The organism is Pilimelia anulata (assembly GCF_014647895.1).
Taxonomy (GTDB): domain Bacteria; phylum Actinomycetota; class Actinomycetes; order Mycobacteriales; family Micromonosporaceae; genus Pilimelia; species Pilimelia anulata.
The window spans coordinates 171,484-193,965 of the sequence record NZ_BMQB01000009.1; the positions used below are offsets into that span (position 1 = coordinate 171,484).

The 22,482-nt window shown below is 75.0% G+C and carries 18 protein-coding genes; 15 read left to right on the forward strand and 3 right to left on the reverse strand.

Annotated elements, in window-relative coordinates:
- Positions 1 to 153: 153 nt before the first annotated feature.
- From IEY94_RS18905 to IEY94_RS18920, 4 genes are all read left to right on the forward strand, one after another.
- Entirely contained in the window at positions 154 to 2,214 is a 2,061-nt protein-coding gene (locus tag IEY94_RS18905) for an APC family permease (protein WP_189171562.1), read from the forward strand.
- Positions 2,215 to 2,225: 11 nt separating this feature from the next.
- Entirely contained in the window at positions 2,226 to 3,635 is a 1,410-nt protein-coding gene (locus tag IEY94_RS18910; protein WP_189171563.1) for a sensor histidine kinase, read from the forward strand.
- The gene (locus tag IEY94_RS18915; RefSeq protein ID WP_189171564.1) at positions 3,632 to 4,315 is read left to right on the forward strand and encodes a response regulator; all 684 of its coding nucleotides are present in this window, start codon (positions 3,632 to 3,634) and stop codon (positions 4,313 to 4,315) included. Before IEY94_RS18910 ends, IEY94_RS18915 begins: the two co-directional genes overlap by 4 nt.
- A gap of 160 nt (positions 4,316 to 4,475) precedes the next feature.
- Positions 4,476 to 4,847, forward strand: coding sequence for a DoxX-related protein (locus IEY94_RS18920; protein ID WP_189171565.1), 372 nt, complete (start codon positions 4,476 to 4,478; stop codon positions 4,845 to 4,847).
- 7 nt (positions 4,848 to 4,854) lie between these two features.
- On the opposite strand, the gene IEY94_RS18925 is transcribed toward IEY94_RS18920, so the two are convergent.
- Positions 4,855 to 4,998, reverse strand: coding sequence for a hypothetical protein (locus tag IEY94_RS18925; protein ID WP_189171566.1), 144 nt, complete (start codon positions 4,996 to 4,998; stop codon positions 4,855 to 4,857).
- A gap of 92 nt (positions 4,999 to 5,090) precedes the next feature.
- Positions 5,091 to 5,669 (reverse strand): peptide deformylase, encoded by a 579-nt coding sequence (def, locus tag IEY94_RS18930; RefSeq protein WP_189171567.1) that lies wholly within the window; start codon positions 5,667 to 5,669, stop codon positions 5,091 to 5,093.
- 162 nt (positions 5,670 to 5,831) lie between these two features.
- Between def and IEY94_RS18935 the strand changes: the two genes are divergently transcribed.
- Positions 5,832 to 6,233, forward strand: coding sequence for a hypothetical protein (locus IEY94_RS18935; RefSeq protein ID WP_189171568.1), 402 nt, complete (start codon positions 5,832 to 5,834; stop codon positions 6,231 to 6,233).
- A 69-nt stretch (positions 6,234 to 6,302) separates the two neighbouring features.
- Here IEY94_RS18935 and IEY94_RS18940 read toward each other — a convergent pair whose 3' ends face one another.
- On the reverse strand, positions 6,303 to 7,493 hold the full coding sequence (locus IEY94_RS18940; RefSeq protein WP_189171569.1) for an inorganic phosphate transporter: 1,191 nt from the start codon (positions 7,491 to 7,493) through the stop codon (positions 6,303 to 6,305).
- Between the two features lie 225 nt (positions 7,494 to 7,718).
- Between IEY94_RS18940 and IEY94_RS18945 the strand changes: the two genes are divergently transcribed.
- From IEY94_RS18945 to IEY94_RS18990, 10 genes are all read left to right on the forward strand, one after another.
- Complete coding sequence (locus tag IEY94_RS18945) at positions 7,719 to 7,973, forward strand: recombinase family protein (RefSeq protein ID WP_189171570.1); 255 nt, start codon at positions 7,719 to 7,721, stop codon at positions 7,971 to 7,973.
- 303 nt (positions 7,974 to 8,276) lie between these two features.
- Positions 8,277 to 9,590 (forward strand): alanine racemase, encoded by a 1,314-nt coding sequence (locus IEY94_RS18950; RefSeq protein ID WP_229784254.1) that lies wholly within the window; start codon positions 8,277 to 8,279, stop codon positions 9,588 to 9,590.
- Between the two features lie 26 nt (positions 9,591 to 9,616).
- Entirely contained in the window at positions 9,617 to 10,600 is a 984-nt protein-coding gene (locus tag IEY94_RS18955; protein ID WP_229784255.1) for an ornithine cyclodeaminase family protein, read from the forward strand.
- Complete coding sequence (locus tag IEY94_RS18960; protein WP_229784256.1) at positions 10,597 to 12,015, forward strand: MATE family efflux transporter; 1,419 nt, start codon at positions 10,597 to 10,599, stop codon at positions 12,013 to 12,015. Before IEY94_RS18955 ends, IEY94_RS18960 begins: the two co-directional genes overlap by 4 nt.
- Positions 12,012 to 13,154 carry a histidinol-phosphate transaminase gene (gene hisC, locus IEY94_RS18965; protein ID WP_189171571.1) on the forward strand — a complete coding sequence of 381 codons (1,143 nt, stop codon included), beginning with the start codon at positions 12,012 to 12,014 and terminating at the stop codon, positions 13,152 to 13,154. The genes IEY94_RS18960 and hisC overlap by 4 nt, the downstream gene beginning before the upstream one ends.
- Positions 13,151 to 14,128 carry a PLP-dependent cysteine synthase family protein gene (locus tag IEY94_RS18970; RefSeq protein ID WP_189171572.1) on the forward strand — a complete coding sequence of 326 codons (978 nt, stop codon included), beginning with the start codon at positions 13,151 to 13,153 and terminating at the stop codon, positions 14,126 to 14,128. The genes hisC and IEY94_RS18970 overlap by 4 nt, the downstream gene beginning before the upstream one ends.
- A gap of 259 nt (positions 14,129 to 14,387) precedes the next feature.
- Positions 14,388 to 15,674 (forward strand): GAF domain-containing protein, encoded by a 1,287-nt coding sequence (locus IEY94_RS18975; protein ID WP_189171573.1) that lies wholly within the window; start codon positions 14,388 to 14,390, stop codon positions 15,672 to 15,674.
- A gap of 458 nt (positions 15,675 to 16,132) precedes the next feature.
- Positions 16,133 to 18,391: a putative bifunctional diguanylate cyclase/phosphodiesterase gene (locus IEY94_RS18980; protein ID WP_229784262.1), complete on the forward strand. Its 2,259-nt coding sequence runs from the start codon at positions 16,133 to 16,135 to the stop codon at positions 18,389 to 18,391.
- A 505-nt stretch (positions 18,392 to 18,896) separates the two neighbouring features.
- Complete coding sequence (locus tag IEY94_RS18985) at positions 18,897 to 20,102, forward strand: TRAFAC clade GTPase domain-containing protein (protein ID WP_189171575.1); 1,206 nt, start codon at positions 18,897 to 18,899, stop codon at positions 20,100 to 20,102.
- The gene (locus tag IEY94_RS18990) at positions 20,099 to 22,138 is read left to right on the forward strand and encodes a type 1 periplasmic-binding domain-containing protein (RefSeq protein WP_189171576.1); all 2,040 of its coding nucleotides are present in this window, start codon (positions 20,099 to 20,101) and stop codon (positions 22,136 to 22,138) included. The genes IEY94_RS18985 and IEY94_RS18990 overlap by 4 nt, the downstream gene beginning before the upstream one ends.
- Positions 22,139 to 22,482: the final 344 nt, after the last annotated feature.

A 22,482-nucleotide genomic window follows, 5' to 3' on the forward strand; every position in this document is an offset into this window, starting at 1 on the left:
TAGAGCAGTGAACGGCGACTTCGGCGTGTGGGCCGGCCCGACACCCGGCCCGGCCGGCTCCCGCGTCAAGAACGCGTCGGAACCGCGCCCGGCGGCGTCAAGAAACCGTCAAGATTATCGAGTTGCGCGGCATCCGGGCCTTCACTACCGGGTGTGTTGACGTATTTGAAGCGGCTGCTGGTCGGTCGCCCGCTGCGCAGCGACCACCTCGGCGAGACGCTGCTGCCGAAGCGGCTGGCGCTGCCGATCTTCGCCTCCGACCCGCTGTCGTCGGTGGCGTACGCCACGCAGGAGATCCTGCTGGTGCTGACCCTCGGCGGGCTGGCGTACCTGTTCCTGGCGCCGTGGGTGGCGGTGGCGGTGGTCGTGCTGCTCGCGGTCGTGGTGGCCTCGTACCGGCAGGTCGTCCGCGCGTACCCGGGCGGCGGCGGCTCGTACGAGGTCGCCTCGCGCAACCTCGGCCGCCCGGCCGGGCTGGTGGTGGCCGCGGCGCTGCTGGTCGACTACGTCATGACCGTGGCGGTGTCGGTGGCCGCCGGCGTGGACAACATCATCTCCGCGGTGCCGGCGCTGAACGGGCACCGGGTCCTGCTCAACGTCGCGTTCGTGCTGCTGCTGATGTCGATGAACCTGCGCGGCGTCCGCGAGTCGGGGCGGACGTTCGCCTGGCCCACGTACCTGTTCATCGGCGGCGTGCTGGTCATGGTGGCGGTGGGGATCGGACGGGCGGTCCTCGGCGACCCGCCGGTGGCGGAGTCGGCCGCCTGGACCGTCCGGCCGGAGCAGGTGGGGCTGACCGGGCTGGCGCTGGCGCTGCTGACGATGCGGGCGTTCGCCTCCGGCTGCACGGCCCTGACGGGGGTGGAGGCCATCTCGAACGGCGTGCCGGCGTTCCGCCCGCCGAAGGCGGCCAACGCGGCGCGGACCATGCTGGCGATGGGCGCGACGGCGATCGTCCTGTTCGCCGGGATCACCGCGCTGGCGCTGATCACCCGGGTGCGGGTGGCGGAGCACACCTGCGACCTGGTGGGCTTCCCGGGCGACTGTACGGCGGACCCGCAGCGCACGGTGATCGCGCAGGTGGCCGCGGCCGTGTTCGGCGGCCACGGGGTCGGGTTCTACTTCATCCAGGCGACCACCGCGCTGATCCTGATCCTCGCCGCGAACACCGCGTTCAACGGCTTCCCGCTGCTGGGCTCGATCCTCGCGCAGGACCGCTTCCTGCCCCGGCAGTTGCACACCCGCGGGGACCGGCTGGCGTTCTCCAACGGCATCGTGGTCCTCGCGCTGGTCGCCGCGCTGCTGATCCGGGCCTTCGACGGCTCGGTCACCCGGCTGATCCAGCTCTACATCCTCGGGGTGTTCACCTCGTTCACGCTCAGCCAGGCCGGCATGGTGCGGCACTGGAACCGCGCCCTGGCCACCGAGCGCGGCCCGGCGCAGCGCCGGCGGCTGCACCGCTCGCGCGCGATCAACGCCCTGGGCGCGGTGCTCACCGCGCTGGTGCTGGTGATCGTGCTGGCCACGAAGTTCACCCACGGCGCGTACCTGGTGGTGATCGCGGTACCGGTGCTGTACGCGGCGATGCGCGCCGTCCGGGCCCACTACGACCGGGTCGCCGCCGAGCTGGAGCCCGAGCCGGGCGGGGTGGTGATGCCGGCCCGGGTGCACGCCGTCGTGCTCGTCTCCCGGCTGCACCGCCCGACCCTGCGGGCGCTCGCGTACGCCAGGGCCACCCGCCCGGACACGCTCGGCGCGCTGACCGTCGGGATCAGCGGCGACGACGTGCGCGAGCTGGAGCGGCAGTGGGCGGAGCGGGAACTCGGCGTGCCGCTGACCGTCCTGGACTCCCCGTACCGGGAGATCACCGAACCGGTCCTCGACCACGTCGCCCGGCTGCGCGGCGAGGGGCCCCGGGACCTGGTCGTGGTCCACATCCCCGAGTACGTGGTCGGCCACTGGTGGGAGCAGCTCCTGCACAACCAGAGCGCCCTGCGGCTGAAGGCCCGGCTGCTGTTCCAGCCGCGGGTCATGGTCGTCAGCGTGCCCTGGCAGCTCGAATCCAGCCGCCGGCGGCCGGCCGCGCGCCGGCCGGGTGGCCGCGGGCCGGTCCGCGGTGCCCCGACCGGACCGGCGGCCGGGCGGGGCGAATCGCCGGCCGGATCGGGCGGGCCGCCGGCCGGATCGGGTAGGACTGTCCGGGATATCGGGTAAGACTGTCCGGGATGGGGATCACGGTGGCGCGGGCACCGGCCGGGGGCGGCCGGCGGGGGCGGCGGGCGGTCGCCGGCGCGGCCGTGGCCGCCGCCGGGCTGGCCGCGGCGACCGCGGCGCTGGTCCCGGCCCGGCCGCACCTGTCGCTGGCCAGCCTCGTGCTGCTCTACCTCGTACCGGTGCTCGCCGCGGCCGCCGCGGGCGGCTGGGTGCCGGGGGTGGCCGCGGCGGTCGCCGCCGACCTGCTGGTCAACTACTTCTTCGTCCCGCCGTTCCACACCCTGTCCGTGGCGGCCCCCGACAACGCGGTCGTACTGGCCGTCTACGTCGGCGTGGCCGCCGCGGTGAGCCTGGCCGTGGACCTGGCCGCCCGGTACCGGGCGACGGCCGCCCGCCGCGACGCCGAGGCGGCGCTGCTCGCCGCCGCCCACGCGCAGCCGGTCGGGGAGGCGTCGCTGACGCACCTGCTGGAGCAGGTGCGGGCGGGCTACCGGATGACCACCGTCGCGCTCGCCGACGGCGACCACGCCGTCGAGCGGGTCGGCCCGCCGCCGGCCGGCGAGCCCGAGCTGTCCGTCGCCGCGGGGGCGGGGCTGCGCCTGCTCGGCTGGGGGCCGCCGCTGTTCGCCGAGGACCGCCGGGCGCTGGCCCGGCTCGCCACCGCCGCCGGCCGTACCCTGCAGACCCAGCGGCTCGCCGGCCGGGCCGCGCGGGCCGAGGAGCTGGCCCACATCGACCGCGTCCGGGCCGCCCTGCTCGGCGCCGTCGGCCACGACCTGCGGACGCCGCTGGCGGGGATCAAGGCCGCCGTGTCGAGCCTGCGCCAGCCCGACGTCGACTTCGACGCGGGCGACCGGGCCGCGCTGCTGGCCACCGTCGAGGAGTCCGCCGACCGGCTCACGCTGGTCGTCGACAACCTGCTGGCGCTGAGCCGGCTCCAGGCCGGGGTGCTGTCGGTCGACGTACGACCCACGGCCCTCGACGCCGTCGTCGCCCGCGCCGTCCTGGCCACCGACACCCGCGGCGTCCGCGTCGACCTGGACGTACCGGACGACCTCCCGCTCGCCGCGGCGGACCCGGGCCTGCTCGAACGGGTCGTCGCGAACCTCCTGGCCAACGCCTGCGCCGCGAGCCCGCCGGACCGGCCGGTGCGCGTCCGCGGCCGCGCCCGCGGCGACCGGCTGCTGCTGGCGGTTGTCGACCGCGGGCCCGGCATCGGCGCGGCCGACCGCGACCGCGTCTTCGCGCCCTTCCAGCGGCTGACCGACCACGGCACCGACGGCCTCGGGCTCGGGCTGGCCATCGCCCGCGGCTTCGCCGAGGCCCAGGCCGGCACGCTGGTACCGAGCGACACCCCGGACGGCGGACTCACGATGACCATCACCCTGCCCGCCGCCGACACCGGTCCGGCGACGCCGTGACCCGGATCCTGATCGTCGACGACGACGCGCCGCTGGTCCGCGCCCTGCGGATCAACCTGACCGCCCGCCGGTACGAGGTGCTGACCGCGGCCGACGGCACCGCCGCCCTCGCCGTCGCCGCCCGCACTCCCCCGGACCTGGCCATCATCGACCTCGGGCTGCCCGACATGGACGGCGTCGCCGTCGTCGAGGGGCTGCGCGGCTGGACCCGCGCCCCCATCATCGTGCTGTCCGCGCGGGACACCCAGGCGGCCAAGGTCAACGCCCTCGACGCCGGCGCCGACGACTACATCACCAAGCCGTTCGGCATGGACGAACTGCTCGCCCGCATCCGCGCCGCCCTCCGCCGCGCCGCGCCGACCCCGCCGGACGGCGCCCCGACGATCAGCACGGCCGCGTTCACCCTCGACCTCGCCGCCAAGCGGATCACCACGGCCGCCGGGGACGACGTGCGGCTCACCCCCACCGAGTGGCACCTGCTGGAGATCCTCGCCCGCCACCCGGACAAGCTCGTCCCCCACCACCTGCTGCTGCGCGAGGTCTGGGGACCCGCCTACGAGACGGAGACCAACTACCTGCGGGTGCACTTCGCCAACCTGCGCCGCAAGATCGAACCGGACCCCGCCCGACCCCGCTACCTCGTCACCGAACCCGGCATCGGCTACCGCTTCACGCCCTGACCGCCCGCCGCTCGCACCGGGCCGGCGACCCCGCCCGGTCCGCCCGCCGCGGTTGCCGCCCCGGCTGGCCGAGATGCGCGACCGGGGGCAGCCGCCGCGGGACCCCGGCGGGTCGGCGCTCCCGGCCCGCCGGCGGCCGGCCGGGGGTAGCGTCGGGACCATGGCATCGGACCGCGCGGAGTCGCTCGCCCTGGCCGGGCTGCTCGCCGGCGCCGCGGTGACGCACGCCGCCGCCCCGCGGGTGTACGACCGTATCGTCCCGCGCGCGCTGCCGGGGCCGCCCCGGTTCTGGACGTACGCCAGCGGGGTGGCCGAGCTGGCGGTGGCCGCGGCGCTCGCCCACCCCCGCTGGCGGCGGGTCGGCGGGGCGGCCGCCGCCGTACTGTTCGTCGCCGTCTTCCCGGCGAACCTGCGGATGGCCCGCGACTGGCGGCACCGCCCCGCCCCGTGGTCGACCCTGGCCTACGCGCGGCTCCCGGTGCAGGCCCCACTGGTCTGGTGGGCCTGGCGGGTGGCCACCCGACGGGCCTGACCGCGCGTCAGGTCCAGGAGACGCCCCGGGCGACGGGTGCGGCCGCGGGCGCCGGGTCGCCGCCCGGCGCCGGCTGTCCGGCGAGGACCGCTCCGACGACCGCCACGGCCACCGCCAGCGCCACTCGGGATACGCGCTGTGCCAGCTTCATGTCCACTCTCCCTCTTCCGCACCCGGCGCCGGTGCTCCGGCGCCCACCGGTACCAACGAGCGCCGCCCGCCGCCGCACCGGCGTCCGGAGCACTACCCACCGGCCGGGTCGCCGGCGGCCGGGGCGTCGGCGGCCGGGGCGTCGGCGGCCGGCACGGCCAGGCCCGCCTCGCGCAGCAGGGCGGCGCGCCGGTCGGCCGGGAGGCGGTCGACGTACAGGGTGCCGTCGAGGTGGTCGGTCTCGTGCTGGAGGCAGCGGGCGAAGTACCCGCTGCCGGTGACCGTGATCGGCGCGCCGTGCAGGTCGAACCCGGTGACCGTGGCCACCGCGGCCCGCGGCAGCTCGGCCCGCGGCCCGGGTACGGACAGGCAGCCCTCCGCGCCGCTGTCGACCTCGACGCCCGGCGGCGGCGCGGCCAGGACCGGGTTCACGACGTGGCCCACCTGGCGGACGCCGTCGGCGTCCGGGCAGTCGTGGACGAAGACCCGCAGGTCGACGCCGATCTGGTTCGCGGCGAGGCCGACGCCGTGGACGGCGTACATCGAGGCGAACATGTCGTCGATGAGCGCGGCCAGGTCGGCGTCGAACCGGGTGACGTCGGCGCACCGGCGGTGCAGCACGGGGTTGCCGTAGTACGTGATCTGCCGGGCGCTGCCCGCCGTGGAGGTCATGCCGCCATCGTAGGCAGCCGACGATCACCGCCGGACCGCGCGGCGGCGGCGCCGGCCGTTCACAGCAGTTCGCCGAATGCGAGTGAAAAACGTCGATGGCGGGTAGCGGCGTGGTGAAGGGACGGCCGCCCCGGTCGTCCCCCGCCGATCACAGGAGTCCACATGGCACCCCGACTGCGCCACACCCTGCTGGCCGCCACCACCTGCGCGACCGTCGTCGCCGCCGGGGCGGCACCCGCCGCCGCGGCCGACGCCCGGGCGGTGCCCTGCGTGCAGAAGATGGCCGTGGTGAACAACGCAGGATTCGTGCTCGGATTCACACCCACCACCCGCGACGGCGCGCAGACGCCGCCGTCGGACCAGTACCCGATCAACCAGTACCGGAGCCTGGACCTGACCCTGGCCAACCTGCCGGCCAACACCGAGATCCGGCCGGTCGTCTCGGCGGTCGGCGGGGACACCGTCCCCGGCAACGTCTACGTCAGCTTCTGCGCCAACGGCCAGACCGCCACCTACACCGTCACCGGTACCACGCTCGACTACACGGTCACGCTGATCGGCTGACCCGCCCCGGTGGCCGCGCCGCGCGGAGGTGCGTGCGGCGCGGCCACCGGCGCACCCGATCCCGCTCCCCTACCGGCTGCCGGCCGGGACCGGCCGGCGGGGCACCCCGGCCCGCTCGTCGTCGACGTCGGTGTGGTCGACGGGCGCGTGCCGCGAGTACAGCCACGCCGAGGCGGCGAACAGGAGCAGCAGGACCACGATGGTCAGCGCGCCGTCGATCCCGCCGACGATGTGCCCGATCCACCACGTACCGGCCCCGACGACGGCCGCGGCGGGCAGCGTGGCCAGCCAGCCGGCGACCACCCGCAGCGCCACCCGCCAGCGCACCCGGGCGCCGGGCCGGCCCACGCCGGATCCGAGGATGGACCCGGTGGCGACGTGGGTGCTGGACAGCGCGGGGCCGAGCGGTCCGGCGGCGAGGAGGACGGCCGGGGCGGCCGCCCCGGCCGCCAGGCCCTGCGGCGCCGAGATCCCCACCAGGCCCCGGCCGAGCGTGCGGATGATCCGCCAGCCGCCGAGGTGGGTGCCGAGCGCGAGGGTGAGCGCGCAGGCCGCGGTGACCCAGAACGGGGTCGGGCCCGGGTCGTGCCGGCCGCCGGTCGCGACCAGCGCGAGCGTGATGACGCCCGCCGTCCGCGGCGCGGCGTTCATGCCGTGCGCGAGCGAGGCCAGCGAGGCGCAGCCGATCTGCCCCCACCGGACGCCGTTCCCGGTGAACCGGGCGGTGCCCCGGAGCACCAGCCGGGTGCCGAGCGCGGCCAGCACGCCCGCGACCACCGGCGCCACGACCGCCGGCAGCACCACCCCGCCGACGGCGCCGGCCGGCCACGCGCCGTCCATGCCGGCCGTACCCGGGCCGGCCAGGGCGGCGCCGGCCAGGCCGCCCAGCAGGGCGTGCGACGAGCTGGACGGCAGGCCGCGCAGCCAGGTCAGCAGGTTCCAGACCATGCCGCCCACCAGGCCGGACAGCACGACCATCAGCAGCCCCGCGCCGCCGTCGGCGACCAGCTCGGGCCGCGGCGCGCCGTCCGGGCCCCGGATCGGGACGACGGCGTCGACAGCGGTCAGCGCCACCTCCGCCGACAGCAGCGCGCCGACGAGGTTGAGCAGGCCGGACAGCAGGACCGCGGCCCTCGGCCGCAGCGCGCCCGTGGCGATCGACGTCGCCATCGCGTTGCCGGTGTCGTGGAATCCGTTGGTGAGGCAGAAGCCCAGCGCCGCGAGCACCACCAGCACGAGAATCGCCGTTTCGGCTGCCATGGCGTCGATCGTCGGCCACAGCGCGGCCGCGGGCAGTGGGTGCGCCGGATGTTCCCCCGGGTTTGGCCCCGACGTCGACCGATCGCCACCGCCGCGACCCCCGGCGGGCGGGGGCCGGCCAGCCGGGCGACACCGGGCCCGGCGGCGGCGGTGATCTCGGAGGCATAGGTCCCTCATGCACAGGTGGCACTATTCATCCATACATGTCGATACAACAATACGTCGATGACTTCGCAAACGGGAACCTCGGCGACAGCGGCGATCCACCAGCACGGGCTACGGCCGGGACGGCCGCCGAAGCCGGTGTCGGCCGGCGCGCGGCGCGCCGGCCAGCTCCGCCGGGAGGGGCGCTCGCTGGCCGAGATCATGCACGTGCTCAACCGGGAGCGGGTCCCGACGCCGTCGGGGCGCGAGAAGTGGACCAGGAGCAGCGTCCAGCACGCCCTGATCCGGCTGCGCAGCGACACGTCGGCGCCGTAGTGCGTCGCCGTGCTCGACATCGACATGGTTCACCTTGCCATGATCAACGGCTGCACCGAACGAATCCCGGGCGCGCCGCCCCGATCTGGCAAGACGCGGCCGGGTGTCCACATCGCACCCGCACTTGCCGACAATTTTTCCATACAGCTAGGAAGAAAAAGGAATCGCCAACCCGTGGAGGTATCGATGCAGGACCGAGGTGTGACAATGGCCCGACCGGCCCGGTACTCCCGCGGTCCCTCGGCGTCGTTCCGGATGGCGACATCGGCGCCCTTTGCACTCCCGGCGCTTCGCCACCCCGCGGTGGCCGCGCTGCTGGACCACGAACGCGCTCTGCTGGCGAGCCTGCTGGACGGGCTGGGGTCGCCGCTGCACGTGGTACTGCCGGGGATATTCGAGGAGAACGTCGCCGCGCTGCGGGCGACGCTGCTGGACGTGGGCGCCGCCGCCGACATCCTGTTCGCCAAGAAGGCGAACAAGGCCGGCTGCTTCGCGGAATCGGCCGCCCGGCTCGGCGTCGGCATCGACGTGGCCAGCGCTCCCGAACTGGTGAAAGCCCTGGCCGGCGGCGTACCCGGCGAGCGCATCGGGGTCTCCGGGCCGGAGAAGGACGACGCGCTGCACGCCCTGGCCGTCCGGCACGGCTGCCTGGTCGCCGTGGACTCCCTCGGCGAGCTGCGCCGGCTGGCGGACACCGCGGCGCGGGCCCGCACCCCGGTCCGGGTGCTGCTGCGGGCCCGGGTCGACAGCCAGCCCCGGAGCCGGTTCGGCATGGCCGCACCGGAGCGCCGGGCCGCCGCGGCCCGGTGTACGGAACTCGCCGAATTCGTCCGGCTGTGCGGATTCTCGGTCCATCTCGCGGGATATTCCCCGGCCGAACGCGCACTGGCGGCGAATGAGCTGATCGACCACTGTGTCGAGGCCAGACTATGCGGTTCGCCGTCCGCCGGGATTGTCAACATCGGGGGCGGGCTACCGGTGCGCTATGTCGATCCGCGACTGTGGGCCGAGTTCCTCCGGCGCAACGAGCCCGGGCATTATCACGCGAATCGACAATTCGCCGACTTCTACCCGTACGGCGGCCAGCTCGCGAACGACGCGCTGCGCGCCATCATGACCCACCCGGTGAACGGGCGGGAGAGCCTGGCGGCGCGGGCGGCCCGCGCCGGCATCAGGTTCGTCGTCGAGCCCGGCCGCGCGGTGCTGGACCAGGCGGGCTTCACCGTCTTCCGCGTCCAGGGAGTGGACGACCGGCGGGACGCCGACGGCTACGCCATCGTCACCGTGGCGGGCAGCAGCTTCAGCCTGTCCGAGCAGTGGTTCAACAGCGACTACCTCCCCGATCCGGTGCTGCTGGCGGCCCACCCCGCCGCGGACGAGGTGTTCCCCGCCTGCGTCGCGGGCTCGACCTGCCTGGAGAACGACCTGGTGACCTGGCGGAAGGTCGGCTTCCCCCGGCCGGTGCGCCGCGGCGACCACCTCGTCTACCTCAACACCGCCGGCTACCAGATGGACTCCAACGAATCGCCGTTTCACGACGCCCCGCTGCCGCTCAAGGTCGTCCTGCGCCCCGGTGCCGGCGGGGGTCCGCCGCGCTGGCGGCTGGACCGGGTCTGACCCCACCCCCCGATGAAGGAGATCCGATGGTGCTACCGCGCTACGCCCCGCCCGGAGAGCTGTGGCTGCTCCCCCAGTCCCACCTGGCGGGCCTCGACCTCGACTACCCGCAGGTGATCAAGGTCGTCGCGGGGGCCTACCGGGCGCTGCGCGAGGCCGGCTCGGACAACCCGGTCAAGACGATCGTCGAGCCCCCGGACCACCACTCGCTGAGCTACTCGATGGTGGCCCGCGACGCCGGCAGCGACACCGTCTGCTTCAAGGCGGTGTACGAGTTCGACCCGCAGCGCAGCCGGGACAGCTATCGGTTCCACTCGTTCGTCTTCCTCTGCGACGACAGCACCGGCGCGCCGATCGCGCTGATGGACGTGGTCGAGCTGGGCCCGCTGCGCTCGTCGGCCACCACCGCGCTGTTCGCCCGCGCGGCCTGCCCGGACGCCCGGACCGCCCTGGTGGTGGGCACCGGCGTACAGGGGCGGATGGCGCTGCCGATGCTGCTCGCGGCGCTGCCGGACCTCGACCGGCTGATGGTGTTCGGCACGTACGCCGACGGGCTGCGCGCGGTGCGGGACAGCGTCGCCGGCATCGACGTGGAGATCGTCGAGGACGTCCGGGCGGCGGCCGGCGCGGCGGACATCGTGATCGGCGCGGCCGGCCTGTCGGTCAAGGAGGAGGTACGGCGCGCGTCGATGAAGCCGGGCGCCGTCGCCGTCCTGCTCGGCTACGGCGTGCACGCGGACGTGTGCCACGGCGCCGACTACCGGATCGCCACCGACACCGCCCAGATGTACGCCACCGGCGACGACCTGCGCGCCGCCGACGGCAGCCGGCCGGTGGTGGACGCCGAGCTGCCGGACATCCTGCTCGGCCGGGCGCCGGCCCGCCGCGACGAACGCGACGTGGTGTTCGCGTACAACAGCGGCATGGCGGTGACCGATGCCGCGCTCGGCCGCTACGTCGCCGACCTGGCGCTGGCCGAGGGCCGCGGGCACAGGGTCGCGTTCTGGTGAGCGCGCCCCCCGCCGAGCGGGCGGCGGCCGGCCGGTGGACCGCGCAGTCGCGCGCGCTGCTCGGGCTCGCGCTCCCGCTCATCCTGACCAACTTCGCCCACGTCGCGCTGACCACCGTCGACATCGTGATGCTCGGCCGGCTCGGCGCGCTGGAGATCGCCGCCGCCGGCCTGGCCATCGCGCTGTTCAACCAGTTGCGGACCACCGGCACCGGCCTGCTGACCGGCGTCGGCAACCTGGTCGCCGAGGCCCGGGTGCGCGGGGACCACGCCCGGATCCGCGAACTGACGTTCGCCGGGTTCTTCTGGGCGACCGTCGGCGGCGCGGTGTTCTGCGCGGCCCTGCTGGCGGTCGGGCCGCTGCTCGTCCGGCTGGGCCAGGACCGGACGGTGGTCGCCCGGGCCGGCGAGTTCCTGCTGGTCCTGGCGCCGGGGATGCTGCCGTGCCTGTGGTTCCAGAACCTGCGGCATGTCACCACCGGCCTGAGGAAACCGGGACCACTGCTGGCCATCACGGTCGCGTCGGTCGTTCTCACCATCGGGCTGAACCACGTGCTGATCCACGGCAAGCTCGGCCTGCCCGCGTTCGGCTTCGTCGGGGTCGCCATCGCCACCGTCGCGGTGTTCCTGCTGTCGTTCCTGGCGTTCGCCGCGGTGGTCCTGCGCGACCGCACCGTCCGCCGGTACCTGCGCTGGTCCGGGCCGGGGCGCTGGTCGCGGGGGGCGGTCGGGTCGGTGTGGCGGCTGGGGCTGCCGATCGCGGGCACCTACGCCTCGGAGGCCGGGTTCTTCAGCGTGCTGACGCTGCTGATCGGCACGCTCGGGGTCGGGGCGCTGGCCGCCCAGACCGTGCTCAACCAGATCGTCTACATCGTCTTCATGATCTCCGCGGGCATCTCGCACGCGGCGTCCGTGCAGATCAGCGAGGTCAGCGGCCGGGCCGACTACGCCCGGGCCCGGCGGCTGGGGTTGCTGAGCCTGGCCTGGGGGGTGGTCGCGATGCTGGTCGTCGCGGTCCCGTACCTGGTGGTCCCGGAGTGGATCGTGTCGCTGTTCATCCCCGCCGCGCACGCCGGGGACGCCACCGTCGTCGCCATCGCCGTCCCCGGGCTGCTGATCGCCGCCGGGATGCAGGTGTTCGACGCCGGCCAGAACATCGGCAACGGCATCCTGCGCGGCGTCGGCGACACCGCCGGGCCGTTCCGGATCTCGCTGGTCGGGTACTGGCTCGTCGGCCTGCCGGCGGGCTACGCGCTCGGCGTGACCGCGGGCTGGGGCGTCCACGGCGTCTGGATCGGGCAGACCGTCGGGCTCGCCGCCACCGCCGCCATTCTCCTGTCCGCGTTCCTGCGCCGGGTCGATCGGCTGCGCGAGCCGACGTCCGGCCACCCTGCCCTGGAGGCGATGCCGTCATGACCGGAGTGCTCGAACCCGCCGCCGCCGCCGCGGCCCCGGTACGCCGGGAGGTGGCGGGCCTGCCCGCCTACGACCCCGGCGCCGACCCCGACGAGGTGGCGCACGCCAGCGGAGTCGCCCGGGTCATCAAGCTCTCCAACAACGAGAGCCCGTTCGGGGCCTCGCCGGCGGTCGCCGCCGCCGTGTCCCGGCACCTGGCCGACACCGCCCGGTACCCCGACCCCACCGGGAGGCGGCTCGTCGGCGCCATCGGGCGACTCCACGCGGTGCCGACCGAGCGCGTCGTACTCGGCAACGGCTCGGAGAACATCCTGGAGCTGTTGTGCCAGGCGGTACTCGACCCGGGCGACCTCGTGGTCACCCAGGCGCCCGGCTTCAGCCTGCACGAGATCTTCCCCCGGATGATGGGCGCCCGCGTCGAGAAAGTACCGGTCAGCCGGGGCTTCGGGTTCGACGCCGCCGCGTGGCGGCGGGCACTGGCGGGCTCGCCGAAACTCGTGTTCCTCGCCAACCCGTGCAACCCCACCGGCGCGCTGCTCACCGGCGCGGAGCTGGCCCGGGTCATCGCCGGGACCCCGGAATCGGCGCTGCTGGTACTCGACGAGGCGTACCACGAATTCGCCCGGCCGAACCCCGACTACCCCGACGGGCTGACGGTACTGCGCGGGGCGGACCGGCCGTGGATCGTCCTGCGCACCTTCTCCAAGGCCTACGGCCTCGCCGGCTTCCGGGTGGGGTACGGCGTCGCCTCCACCCCCACCCTGATCCGCGCGCTCGACCGGGTGCGCACGCCCTACAACGTGAACCGGCTGGCCCAGGTCGCCGCCCTCGCCGCGCTCGGCGACCCGGCACACCTGGCCGACGCCGTACGCCGGACCGGCATCGAGATCGCCAGGATCGCCGACCGGCTGCGCGGCGCGGGCCTGCGGGTGGCGCCGTCGGCGACCAACTTCCTGTTCGTCGACACCGGCCGCGACGCGCACCGGGTCACCCTGGACCTGCACCGCTCGGGAATCATCGTCAAGGCGTGGCGGGAGCCCGGCTACGAGAGCTTCATCCGGGCCTCGCTGTCGACGCCCGCGGAGAACGACGTCTTCGTCCGGCGGCTGCTCGACCTCTGCGGGAGGAGCGAATCGTGATCGCGGACCGGATCTCCGACCTCATCGGCCGCACCCCTCTGCTCCGGCTCGCCGTACGCGACGGCATGGCCACCGTGCTGCTGAAGCTGGAGCAGTACAACCCCACCGGCACCGCCAAGATCCGGATGGCCCGCAGCATGGTGGACGAGGCCGAGGAGCAGGGGCTGCTGCAACCGGGCGGCTGGCTGGTCGAATCGACCTCCGGCAACACCGGCACCGGCCTGGCGCTCATCGCCGCCGAACGCGGATACAAGTTCAGCGCGGTCGTGGACAACCACTCCTGCGCCGACAAGCTGCGGTCCATGCGGGCGTACGGCGCCGAACTGGTCAACGTCGGCGGCGACGCGCTGGCCACCGCCGAACGCGACGCCACCGCCGAACGGCTCGCCGCCGACCACGGCGCCCACTGGACCGCGCAGCACCGCAACCCCGGCAACCCCAACGGCTACAGGCCGCTCGCCCGGGAGCTCAGCGACGCCCTCGGCGACGGCATCGACTACCTGTACGGAGCGGTCGGCACCGGCGGCTCCCTCTGCGGCACCGGCCGCGCCCTCCGGGAACGCCTCCCGGACCTGGCGATCGTCGGCGTCGAACCGCACGGCTCCGTCGTCTTCGGCGGACCGGGAGCGCCGTACCACCAGTCCGGCACCGGTACGCCCGAGGGCGCGGAGATCGGCGACCTCATCGACCACGACCTGATCACCGAGGGGGTCAGGGTCACCGACGCGGAGGCGTTCGAGACCTGCCGATACCTGGCCCGCCGGTACGGGATCCTGGTCGGCGGCTCGGCCGGCGGCGTGATCCACCGGGCCCTCGAACGGGCAGCGGCGGTGGGGCCGCACGCCACCATCGTCGTCCTCGTCTGCGACGGCGGCGAGAAGTACCTGGACACCGTCTTCGACGACGACTGGATGGCCGCCGCCGGCCTCTTCGACGCCCGGGTCGTCAGCCGGCTGGCGGCGCTGCTGCGGTAGCGGCACCGCCACGGCCGGCCGGGTGCGCGCGCGTGCATGAGCCGCGGCGGTGCCGGGTATGTCGGCCGGTGGCCGGCGGACACCCGCCCGCGGGCCGCCGCCGCCGGCACCCCTGCCCGGTACCGGTGCGGCGCGCCGTGCGACGCTGGGCGCCGCCCCGGGCGGAGGTCGCGCCCGGTGGTGGCCCGCCGCACCGCGTCGGCCCGGCGGGGCTGATCTCGGATGCGTCCCCGCGTCCGCGGACGAGAGGCGGACCACGATGGCGGCGGTGCCAGGCCAGCAGCCCCCTGCTGCCGACCCGGCGGCCGCCGGGCGGGCGGCGGACGAGGACATCCGGGCGCTGTTCGGCCGGTCCACGCCCGTCTACGCCGCCCTGCGGGGGCCGACGCACGTCCTGGAAGCCGCGAACCCGGCCTTCCTCGCCACCTTCGGCGGGGAGCGGGAGCGGACCGGGGTGCCGATCACCGAGCCCGACCGGGCCGGCCGGGACCTCGCGGCCGTGCTGGACCGGGTCCACCGGACCGGCGAGCCGCACACCGACCGCGACGTCCGGATCGTCCCGGATGCCGGGACGCCCGAGCGGGAGGCGTTCTTCGACCTCACGTACGAGCCGCGCCGGGGGGCCGACGGCGCAGTGACCGGGGTCCGGGTGATCGGGGTGGAGACCACCCCGGCCAGGCACGCCCGGACGCTGATGGCCGAGCACCGGGCCCTGCTCGAACAGATCGCCCGCCAGGCGCCCCTGACCGACGTACTGGACGGCATGGCCCGCTGCATCGAGAACCTCGCGCCGGAGGAGCTGCTCGTCTCCGTCCTGCTCGCCGACCCGGACGGCCGGCACCTGCGCCACGGCGCCGCGCCCTCGCTGCCCGACTTCTACAACCGGGCCATCGACGGGATCGCCACCGGGGACGGCGTCGGCTCCTGCGGCACCGCCGCCCACCGGCGGCAGCCGGTCTTCGCCACCGACATCACCACCGACCCGTTCTGGGCGGACTTCCGGGACCTGGCCGGGCGGGCCGGGCTGGCGGCCTGCTGGTCCACGCCGATCCTGGCCCGCGACGGCGGCCTGCTGGGCACCTTCGCCATGTACCACCGGACCCCGCGCGTCCCCCGCGACACCGACCTCGCCCTCGCCCGGGTCTTCGCCGGCACCGCGGCCCTGGCCATCGAACGGCACCACAGCGAGCGGGCGAGGCTCGCCGCCGAGGCGCGCGGCGAGGCCGACCGCGCCCGGCTGGCCGAGGCGGTCGACGCGGAGCGCGCCCTGCGCGCCGAGGCCGAGCGGCGCGCCGCGGACGCCGCCGAACTGGCGGCCCGGATGCGCGCCGCCGCGGCCGCGCAGGCCGCCGCGCCGCACCCCGAGCGCTGCCAGCTCGGCGGCGCCCCCGGCTGCGCCGCGCCGGCCGAGGTCAAGATCGCCGATGCCTGGGGCGACTCGGCCTGGGGCTGCCTCGCCCACGTCGAGGAGGCCCTGATCAACGTCCGGTCGGTGTACATCGCCAACGAGGAGGCCGGCGGCCTGGCCGCCTACGTCAACCGCTGACCCCGCGCGCGGCCGGCGACGGCCGGTCCTGGATCAGGCCGAGCGCGCGGGCCGCCGCGCTCGGCACGGATACGTCGCGAACCCCATTTCCGCGTCGGGTGCAGTCGATGCGGTGAACCCTGCCGCGACGGGCCCGACGCCACCACGACACCCTCTCCGGCCACGACTGTCGAAACGTGAACACGGCCGTCACCGCGTCAAGTCCGGCGGCCGTGACCTGCCCGGATCCTCCGGCGAGCCGGCCGGGGGCGGGCGCAGCGGGGCGGCGGGGCGGCGGCGACCCGGGAGCATGGTCGCGAGGGGGCGGCGGGTTGCCCGGTCTCCTCAAATCTGCTGCCCCGCATGCCGAAGGGCTGGGACGGTGGATCGACGAGCGGAGGGGGTGGACCGTGCGGGCGCAGCGCTGGTGGCCGGGCAATCCGTCCGCTCCCGTGGCTTTCGGTGCCTTCTGCGTGTCGATGTCCGTTGTGTGGGTGGTGGTGATGGGCGCGGGCGTCCGCCCGCCGATCCTGCTCGTCTGGGGCACCACGATCCCCGCGACCTGGGTGGCCGCCATCCACTGCTGGCGTACCGCGGGCAGCGCCGGGACGGTACCCCGGCGGTTCTGGCGGCTCGTCGCGGTGTCGCTCGCGGTCCAGGGCGTCGGCGGGGTGCTCAGCATGCGCGAGGCCATGCTCAGCACCAGCGCCACCCCCACGACCGGCTCCCCGCTCACCGTCGTCGTGTACATGGTGGCGGTCAGCATCACGGCGTGGGCGCTGCTCGGCCTGCCGGGCCGCACCAGGCTGCCCCGGGCCGAGCGCCGGCGGTTCGCCGTCGACGCCACGATCGTCGTCCTCACCGTCGGCTACGTCGCGTGGCGGCTGTCGTTCAGCCAGACCCGGGCCTGGCAGCAGCTCGGCGGCGCGTTCGCGATCATGGCCGTGGTCCTGCTCGGCGCGGTCGTGGTCTTCACCATCGCCAAGTTCGCCGTCCTCGGCGTCGGCGGCGTGGACCACGGCGCGCTGCACCTGCTGTCCGCCTCCGTCGGCGTCGCCGCCGGGCTCGCGACCCTCGCCCCGCTGCTGGCCGCGCAGGCCAACGTCCACGCCGCCATGGTCTGCCTGCCGCCGGTCTCGCTGGGCGTGACCCTGGCCGCGCGGCGGCAGGCGCTGGCCCGCGCGGCGACCGAGCCGACACCCCGCCGCCGCCGCACGTTCAGCTACCTGCCGTACATCGCCGTGGCGGCCACCGACGGCATGCTGATCTGGGAGGCGTGCCGGCTCGGCGACCGGTTCGCGATCCTCGCCGCCGCCGTCGCGGTCGCCCTGACGGCCCTCGTCGTGTACCGGCAGATCAGCGCCCTCAGCGACAACGCCCAGCTCCTGCACCGGGTCGACCGGACCGTCCGCGACCTGCAGGACGCCCAGCACCAGTTGAGCCACCAGGCCGAGCACGACGCGCTCACCGGCCTGGCCAACCGGCGGCTGTTCGCCCACCGGATGCAGGCCCTGCTCGGCACGGGCGCGGCCGCCAGCGTCGTCCTGATCGACCTGGACGACTTCAAGACCGTCAACGACCAGCTCGGCCACGCCGTCGGCGACGAGCTGCTCGTGCACGTGGCCCAGCGCCTGCAGGGCTGCGTCCGCCCGGACGACACCGTGGCCCGGCTCGGCGGCGACGAGTTCGCCATGCTGCTGCCGTCGCTGTCGGCGGCCTCGGGCACCGGCGTCCTCGACCGGATCGGCGGCGCCATGGCCGAGCCGCTGCACATCGCCGGGCACGAGCTGCTCGTCCGGTGCAGCATCGGCATCGCCGAGGTCGAGCCCGGTACGGACGGCACCGAGGTGCTGCGCCGCGCCGACCTCGCGATGTACGCGGCCAAGGACGCCGGCAAGGGCCGGTACGCCAGCTACGACGCCGCCCTCGACGCGCGCGCGAACCACGACGCCCAGCTCGGCGCCGAACTGCGCCGGGCCATCGACCACGGCGGCCTGCGCCTGCTGTTCCAGCCGGTCGTGCGCCTCGCCGACCGCCGCCCGGTCGGCGCCGGGGCCCTGGTCCACTGGGACCACCCGCAGCGCGGCCCGCTGCCGCTGGACGAGTTCGTGGCCACCGCCGAACGCACCGGCCTGATCGTGCCGCTCGGCGCCCGGGCGCTGGCCGAGGCCTGCCGGACCGCCGCGGGCTGGCTGCGCGCCGGCGCCACCGGGCCGTGGACGGTCAACGTCGGCGTCCCCGCGCGCCAACTGCACGCGCCGGGCTTCGCCACCACGGTCGCCACCGCGCTGAGCGACGCCGGCCTGCCCGCGGTCCGGCTGGCGATCGAGGTCACCGAGGCGGCGGTCCTGGACAGCGCGGCGGCCGCCGGGGTGCTGGCCGAGGTGGCCGAGCTGGGCGTGACCGTCGCCCTGACCCGGTTCGGCGCCGGCCACTCCGCCCTCGGCGTGCTCCGGACCACGCCGGTGCGGACCCTCAAGGTGGACGAGGCGTTCGTCGCCGGGATCACCGAGGGCCCGGCCGCCGCCGCGATCGCCGCCGCGATGGTGACGATCGCCGACGGCCTGGACCTCGACCTCGTCGCCGAGGGGGTGGCCACGGCGGAGCAGGCCCGGGAGCTGGCGGCGCTGGGCTACCTGCTCGCGCAGGGCCCGCTGTTCGGCGGGCACCTCGACGCCGACCGGGCCGGTGCGCTGCTGGCGAGCCAGCCGGACCGGGTGGCGGGCCGGCTCGCCTGAACCCGCCTCCGCGCCGGTGGGAGCCCGCGCGGCCCGCCCGCCGCCGGCCGTCCCGCCCGGCCGGGTAATCCGGTTGTCGTCGCCGGACCGGCGGCATACGGTTGCCGGACACGGGAAGGGAGGTGGTTCCGAGTTGATCAGCATTGGGACGCGTGAGGTGGCTGTCCGCTAGCAGCCACGACTGCCCGTCGCCGGGTCCGCCGCTGCGCGGCTGGCGAATATCGGCAGCCACCCGACCCCCGGGGTTCCCGGCCACTCGTCCATGGCCGGCGCGCAACCGCGCGGACCCCGGGGGTCGTTCACGTCCGGGCCCGGCATGACCGCGCTGTCGGCGCCGCGGCGGCATTGATCGCCATCAGCCGATCGGTCCATCGTGGTGTCGGGTTACCGACAGGACGCGGAGCGTCACCCGATCCGGTACCGGCCGGTTGTCAACGGCGAACCATCAGCCGGTTTCAGCGCGGTCGCTGTGCCGGGGTGCGTACGCGAGTGAGGGTCCGGCCGGATGCCGCTATCCAGTAGTGCTCTACTTGACTCGTTCGGTCAGGAACGACTGTGGATCACCATCGCCGTTGTCGTCGTCGTGGCGGCGGTGACCTACCGGTGGATAGCGGCGAGCGGGCGGAGCACCATCCCCCCGATCCGGATCTTCCTCTTCGGCGACTCGGGCGCCGGCAAGACGATGCTGTTGGCGGCCCTCTACGCCCGGTGGGCGCGCGGGCGCGGCCAGGACGGGGTCCGCCTCTTCGCGGACAACGCCGTGACCGACCGGCGGGTGCGCGAACTGATCCGGGCCGTGGACGGCGGCGCCGACCGGCTGCCCCGGGCGACCCGGACCGGCGATGTGCACCGCACGTCGTTCCGCCTCCAGGTCCGCGAGGACGCCGACGTGCACGAGACGTTCCGCCTCGACTTCGTCGACTACGCGGGCGAGCACGTACGCGAGATGCTCGACGGCCGCGACGAGTACCTCCCCTTCGTCCGGGAGGAGCTCGCCCGGGCCGACGTCGTCATCGGCCTGCTGGACGGCGACCGCCTCGCCGCGGCGATGGGCGGCCGGCCGCCGAGCGGCTTCGGCACGGACCTGGCGGCCCTGCTCGACCTCGTCGAACAGCACAACCCCAAGGCCGGCCACCTGATCATCACCAAGTGGGACCTCGTGGACCCGCGGCACGCCGGGGCCGGCCGGCTCGCCGAGGTGGTGCGCTACCTCCGGCGGTACGAGAGCTTCAAGACCTTCTGGCGGCCGCACAACGGCCGGGTGCACCGGATCATCCCGGTCAGCGCCTTCGGCTTCAACGGCTACTTCGACCCGCCCGCGACACCGGGTGCCACGCGGGCGGCCGGGGTCGAGTGGGAACCGTTCCTCGGCGAGTCCCCGGTCGCCTGCGCGGTCCTGGACCTGCTCGACGTGGAGGTGGCCCGCTACCGCGCCGCCGCGACGAACAGCCGCACGCCCACCAAGCTGCCGCCGCTGCTGGCGGCGCTGATGCGCGCGGCCGCCCTCGTCGGCGGCCTTCTCCCCTTCGGCTTCACCCCGCCGCCCCCGGACGAGGTGGCCAAGCTCATCGACGACCTCCGGAACGTGCCGCGGCCGCGCGGCGAGGGCTCCCGCAAGGCGCGGATGCGCAAGCTGCTCGGCCGCCTGACGACGGTGGAGCGCCGCCTCACCAAGCGATTTCCCAACAGCGTCGCAGCGCAGCGCCCATGAGGTACTGGCCGTTCGCCGTGGGCCGGACCCGCACGCACGGCTACCGCCTCCTCGCCGTACCGGACGTCGTGCGGGGCACCCCCGACGCGGCGCGGCTCGGGGTCCTCCCCGGCCCGCCCGCAGCCGCCGACCCCGCCGCGGCCGGCGGCCCGGTCCTGCGCTGCCGGTGGCGGTCGACGGGGCGCCGGTTCACGGTGCTCTACCGGACGCTCGCGCCGGGCGGGGACCCGGCCGGCGGGGCGGCCGCGCCGTACCGGGACGAGCACGGACGCCCGGTCACGCTGACGGTGGGCGTGCTCCTCGTCGGGCGGGTCCGCGCGATCCGCGCGGTGGCGGCGGACCTGCTCCGCCCGGCGGAGACCGCGATGACCGAGGTGTTCGCCCGGGCCTGGGCCGCCGACCGGGCCGCACCGCCCGTCGCCACGCCCGCCGGCGGGGTCCCCCCGCCGCGGCGCCCGACTCCCGCCACTCCCCCCATCCGCATACTCGACCTGGAGGCGCCCACAGTGGGCAGAACCGACAACATCGGCCGCCGGCGACTGATCGCCGCCGGCGCGGCGGTCGCGGTCAGCGCCACGATCGGACTGGCCGTCTGGCAGCTCGTCCCGACCGAGTGCGACGGCTACTTCTTCGGCATGGCCAAGTCGCCGGACGGCGAGTGCATCGGCGTCATCTCGGCGGCCCGCCAGCTCCGCCCGGACCTGCGCCCGCTGTACGAGGAGGTGGAGGCCGCCAACCGCGGGACGGAGGGCGGCCCCGCCGCCACCGTGGTCGTGCTGACGCCGCTCAGCGTCGCCACCGACGGCGACGCCGACGCCCGGAGTTCGGCCATGGTGCCCGCCCAGTTGCGCGAGAGCCTCCAGGGGGTGCTCGTCGCCCAGCAGCGGGCCAACAGCAGTACCGTCTTCGGCGACCCCGCCGTACGCAGGATCCGGCTGGTGCTCGCGAACCAGGGCGCGCGGCAGGAGTTCACCCGGGAGCTGGTCGACGAGATCCTGACGGCGGGCGAGGACGGCGGGCCGCCGGCGGCGGTCGTCGGATTCGGCTCGTCCTACGCCGGGACGGTCGAGACGGCCCGCGCCCTGAGCGACAAGGGCATCCCGATGGTCGTCGCCGTGGCCTCCGCCGACAACCTCAACGGCCGGGCCATCCCCGGACTCCACAGCGTGTCGCCGAGCAACACCCAGTTGGTCCGCGCGCTGCGGAAGCTGTTCGACGCCCGCCCGGCGGCGATCGTGACGACCCAGCCCCTGCAATCAGCGCTGCTGGTGGCGGACAGCAACAAGAACGACCCCTACGTCGACACCGTACGCGCGGCGTTCGAGACGGAGTTCTCGTCCCGGTTCATCAAGTTCCCGCTGCGGACCTTCGTCGGGTCGACGATGGACACGCCGCTGACGCCGGGCGTGTTCGGCCCGCTCGTCTCCGACATCTGCAACGCGGTGAACGACACGAGGACACCCGCCAGGCTCGTGTTCTTCGCCGGCCGGGCCCCCGACTTCGAGATCTTCGCCGAGAAGATGAGCGACCGGGTGTGCCGGTCGACGCCGCTGGTCGTCCTGGTCGCGGCCACCGGATTCCAGGCCGGCGACCGGTACCGCGACATGCTGCGCAGGGCGAACCTGGCCCTGCTGGAGGCCACGTCGACGGACCACGAGCAGTGGTCCGCCGCGCGCCCCGGCAGTGCCGGGGCACCCGACGACTACCCGGAGTTCGCGGCCGGCTGGCGCGCGCGCCGGTATCCGGAGGCCGACCTGGTCGACGGGTACGCCATGATGTACCACGACGCGCTCGCCACCGCCGCCCGGGCCATCCGGCTGGCGCCGGGAACCACGCAGCCGGTGGTGCCCGGCGACGTCGGGGTGCAGTTGAACAACCTCACCCTCGGCAGTGCCGTGCGGGGCGCGACCGGGAGGCTGGAGTTCTCCGCCGGCGGTGACGGCCGGGCCGGCAAGAAGTGGATCGTCATCAAGCAACTGGACGACCGGAAGCTCCTCCGCGTGCGCGCCGACTACGTCGTGCCACAGACCGGCTGACGACGAACACAAAAGATTCCCGTCACGGTTCGATCGTCGAACGTTTTCGCTCGCCATTCGCTACAGGTGTCGCGTCGGCCGATCCCGAATGGTGAATGCGGTCCGCCGGGCTGATCAAGTCTTGACAACTGGTTCCGGAGCGGCGAACACTCTCGGGCGAGCATTGATTCGATCGAATCATCGCCGCCGCGAGCGCGTATCGCCGCAGCGAATGCCGCACATCGTCCACCGGGGGCCGACCCCCGATCGCCAGCGACTGCGTCGCACCCACGCCGGTACGGGTGTCCACCCGGGCCCGTACCGGCCCCGGCACCATCCCATCGACGGGACCGGCCCGCTGTAGC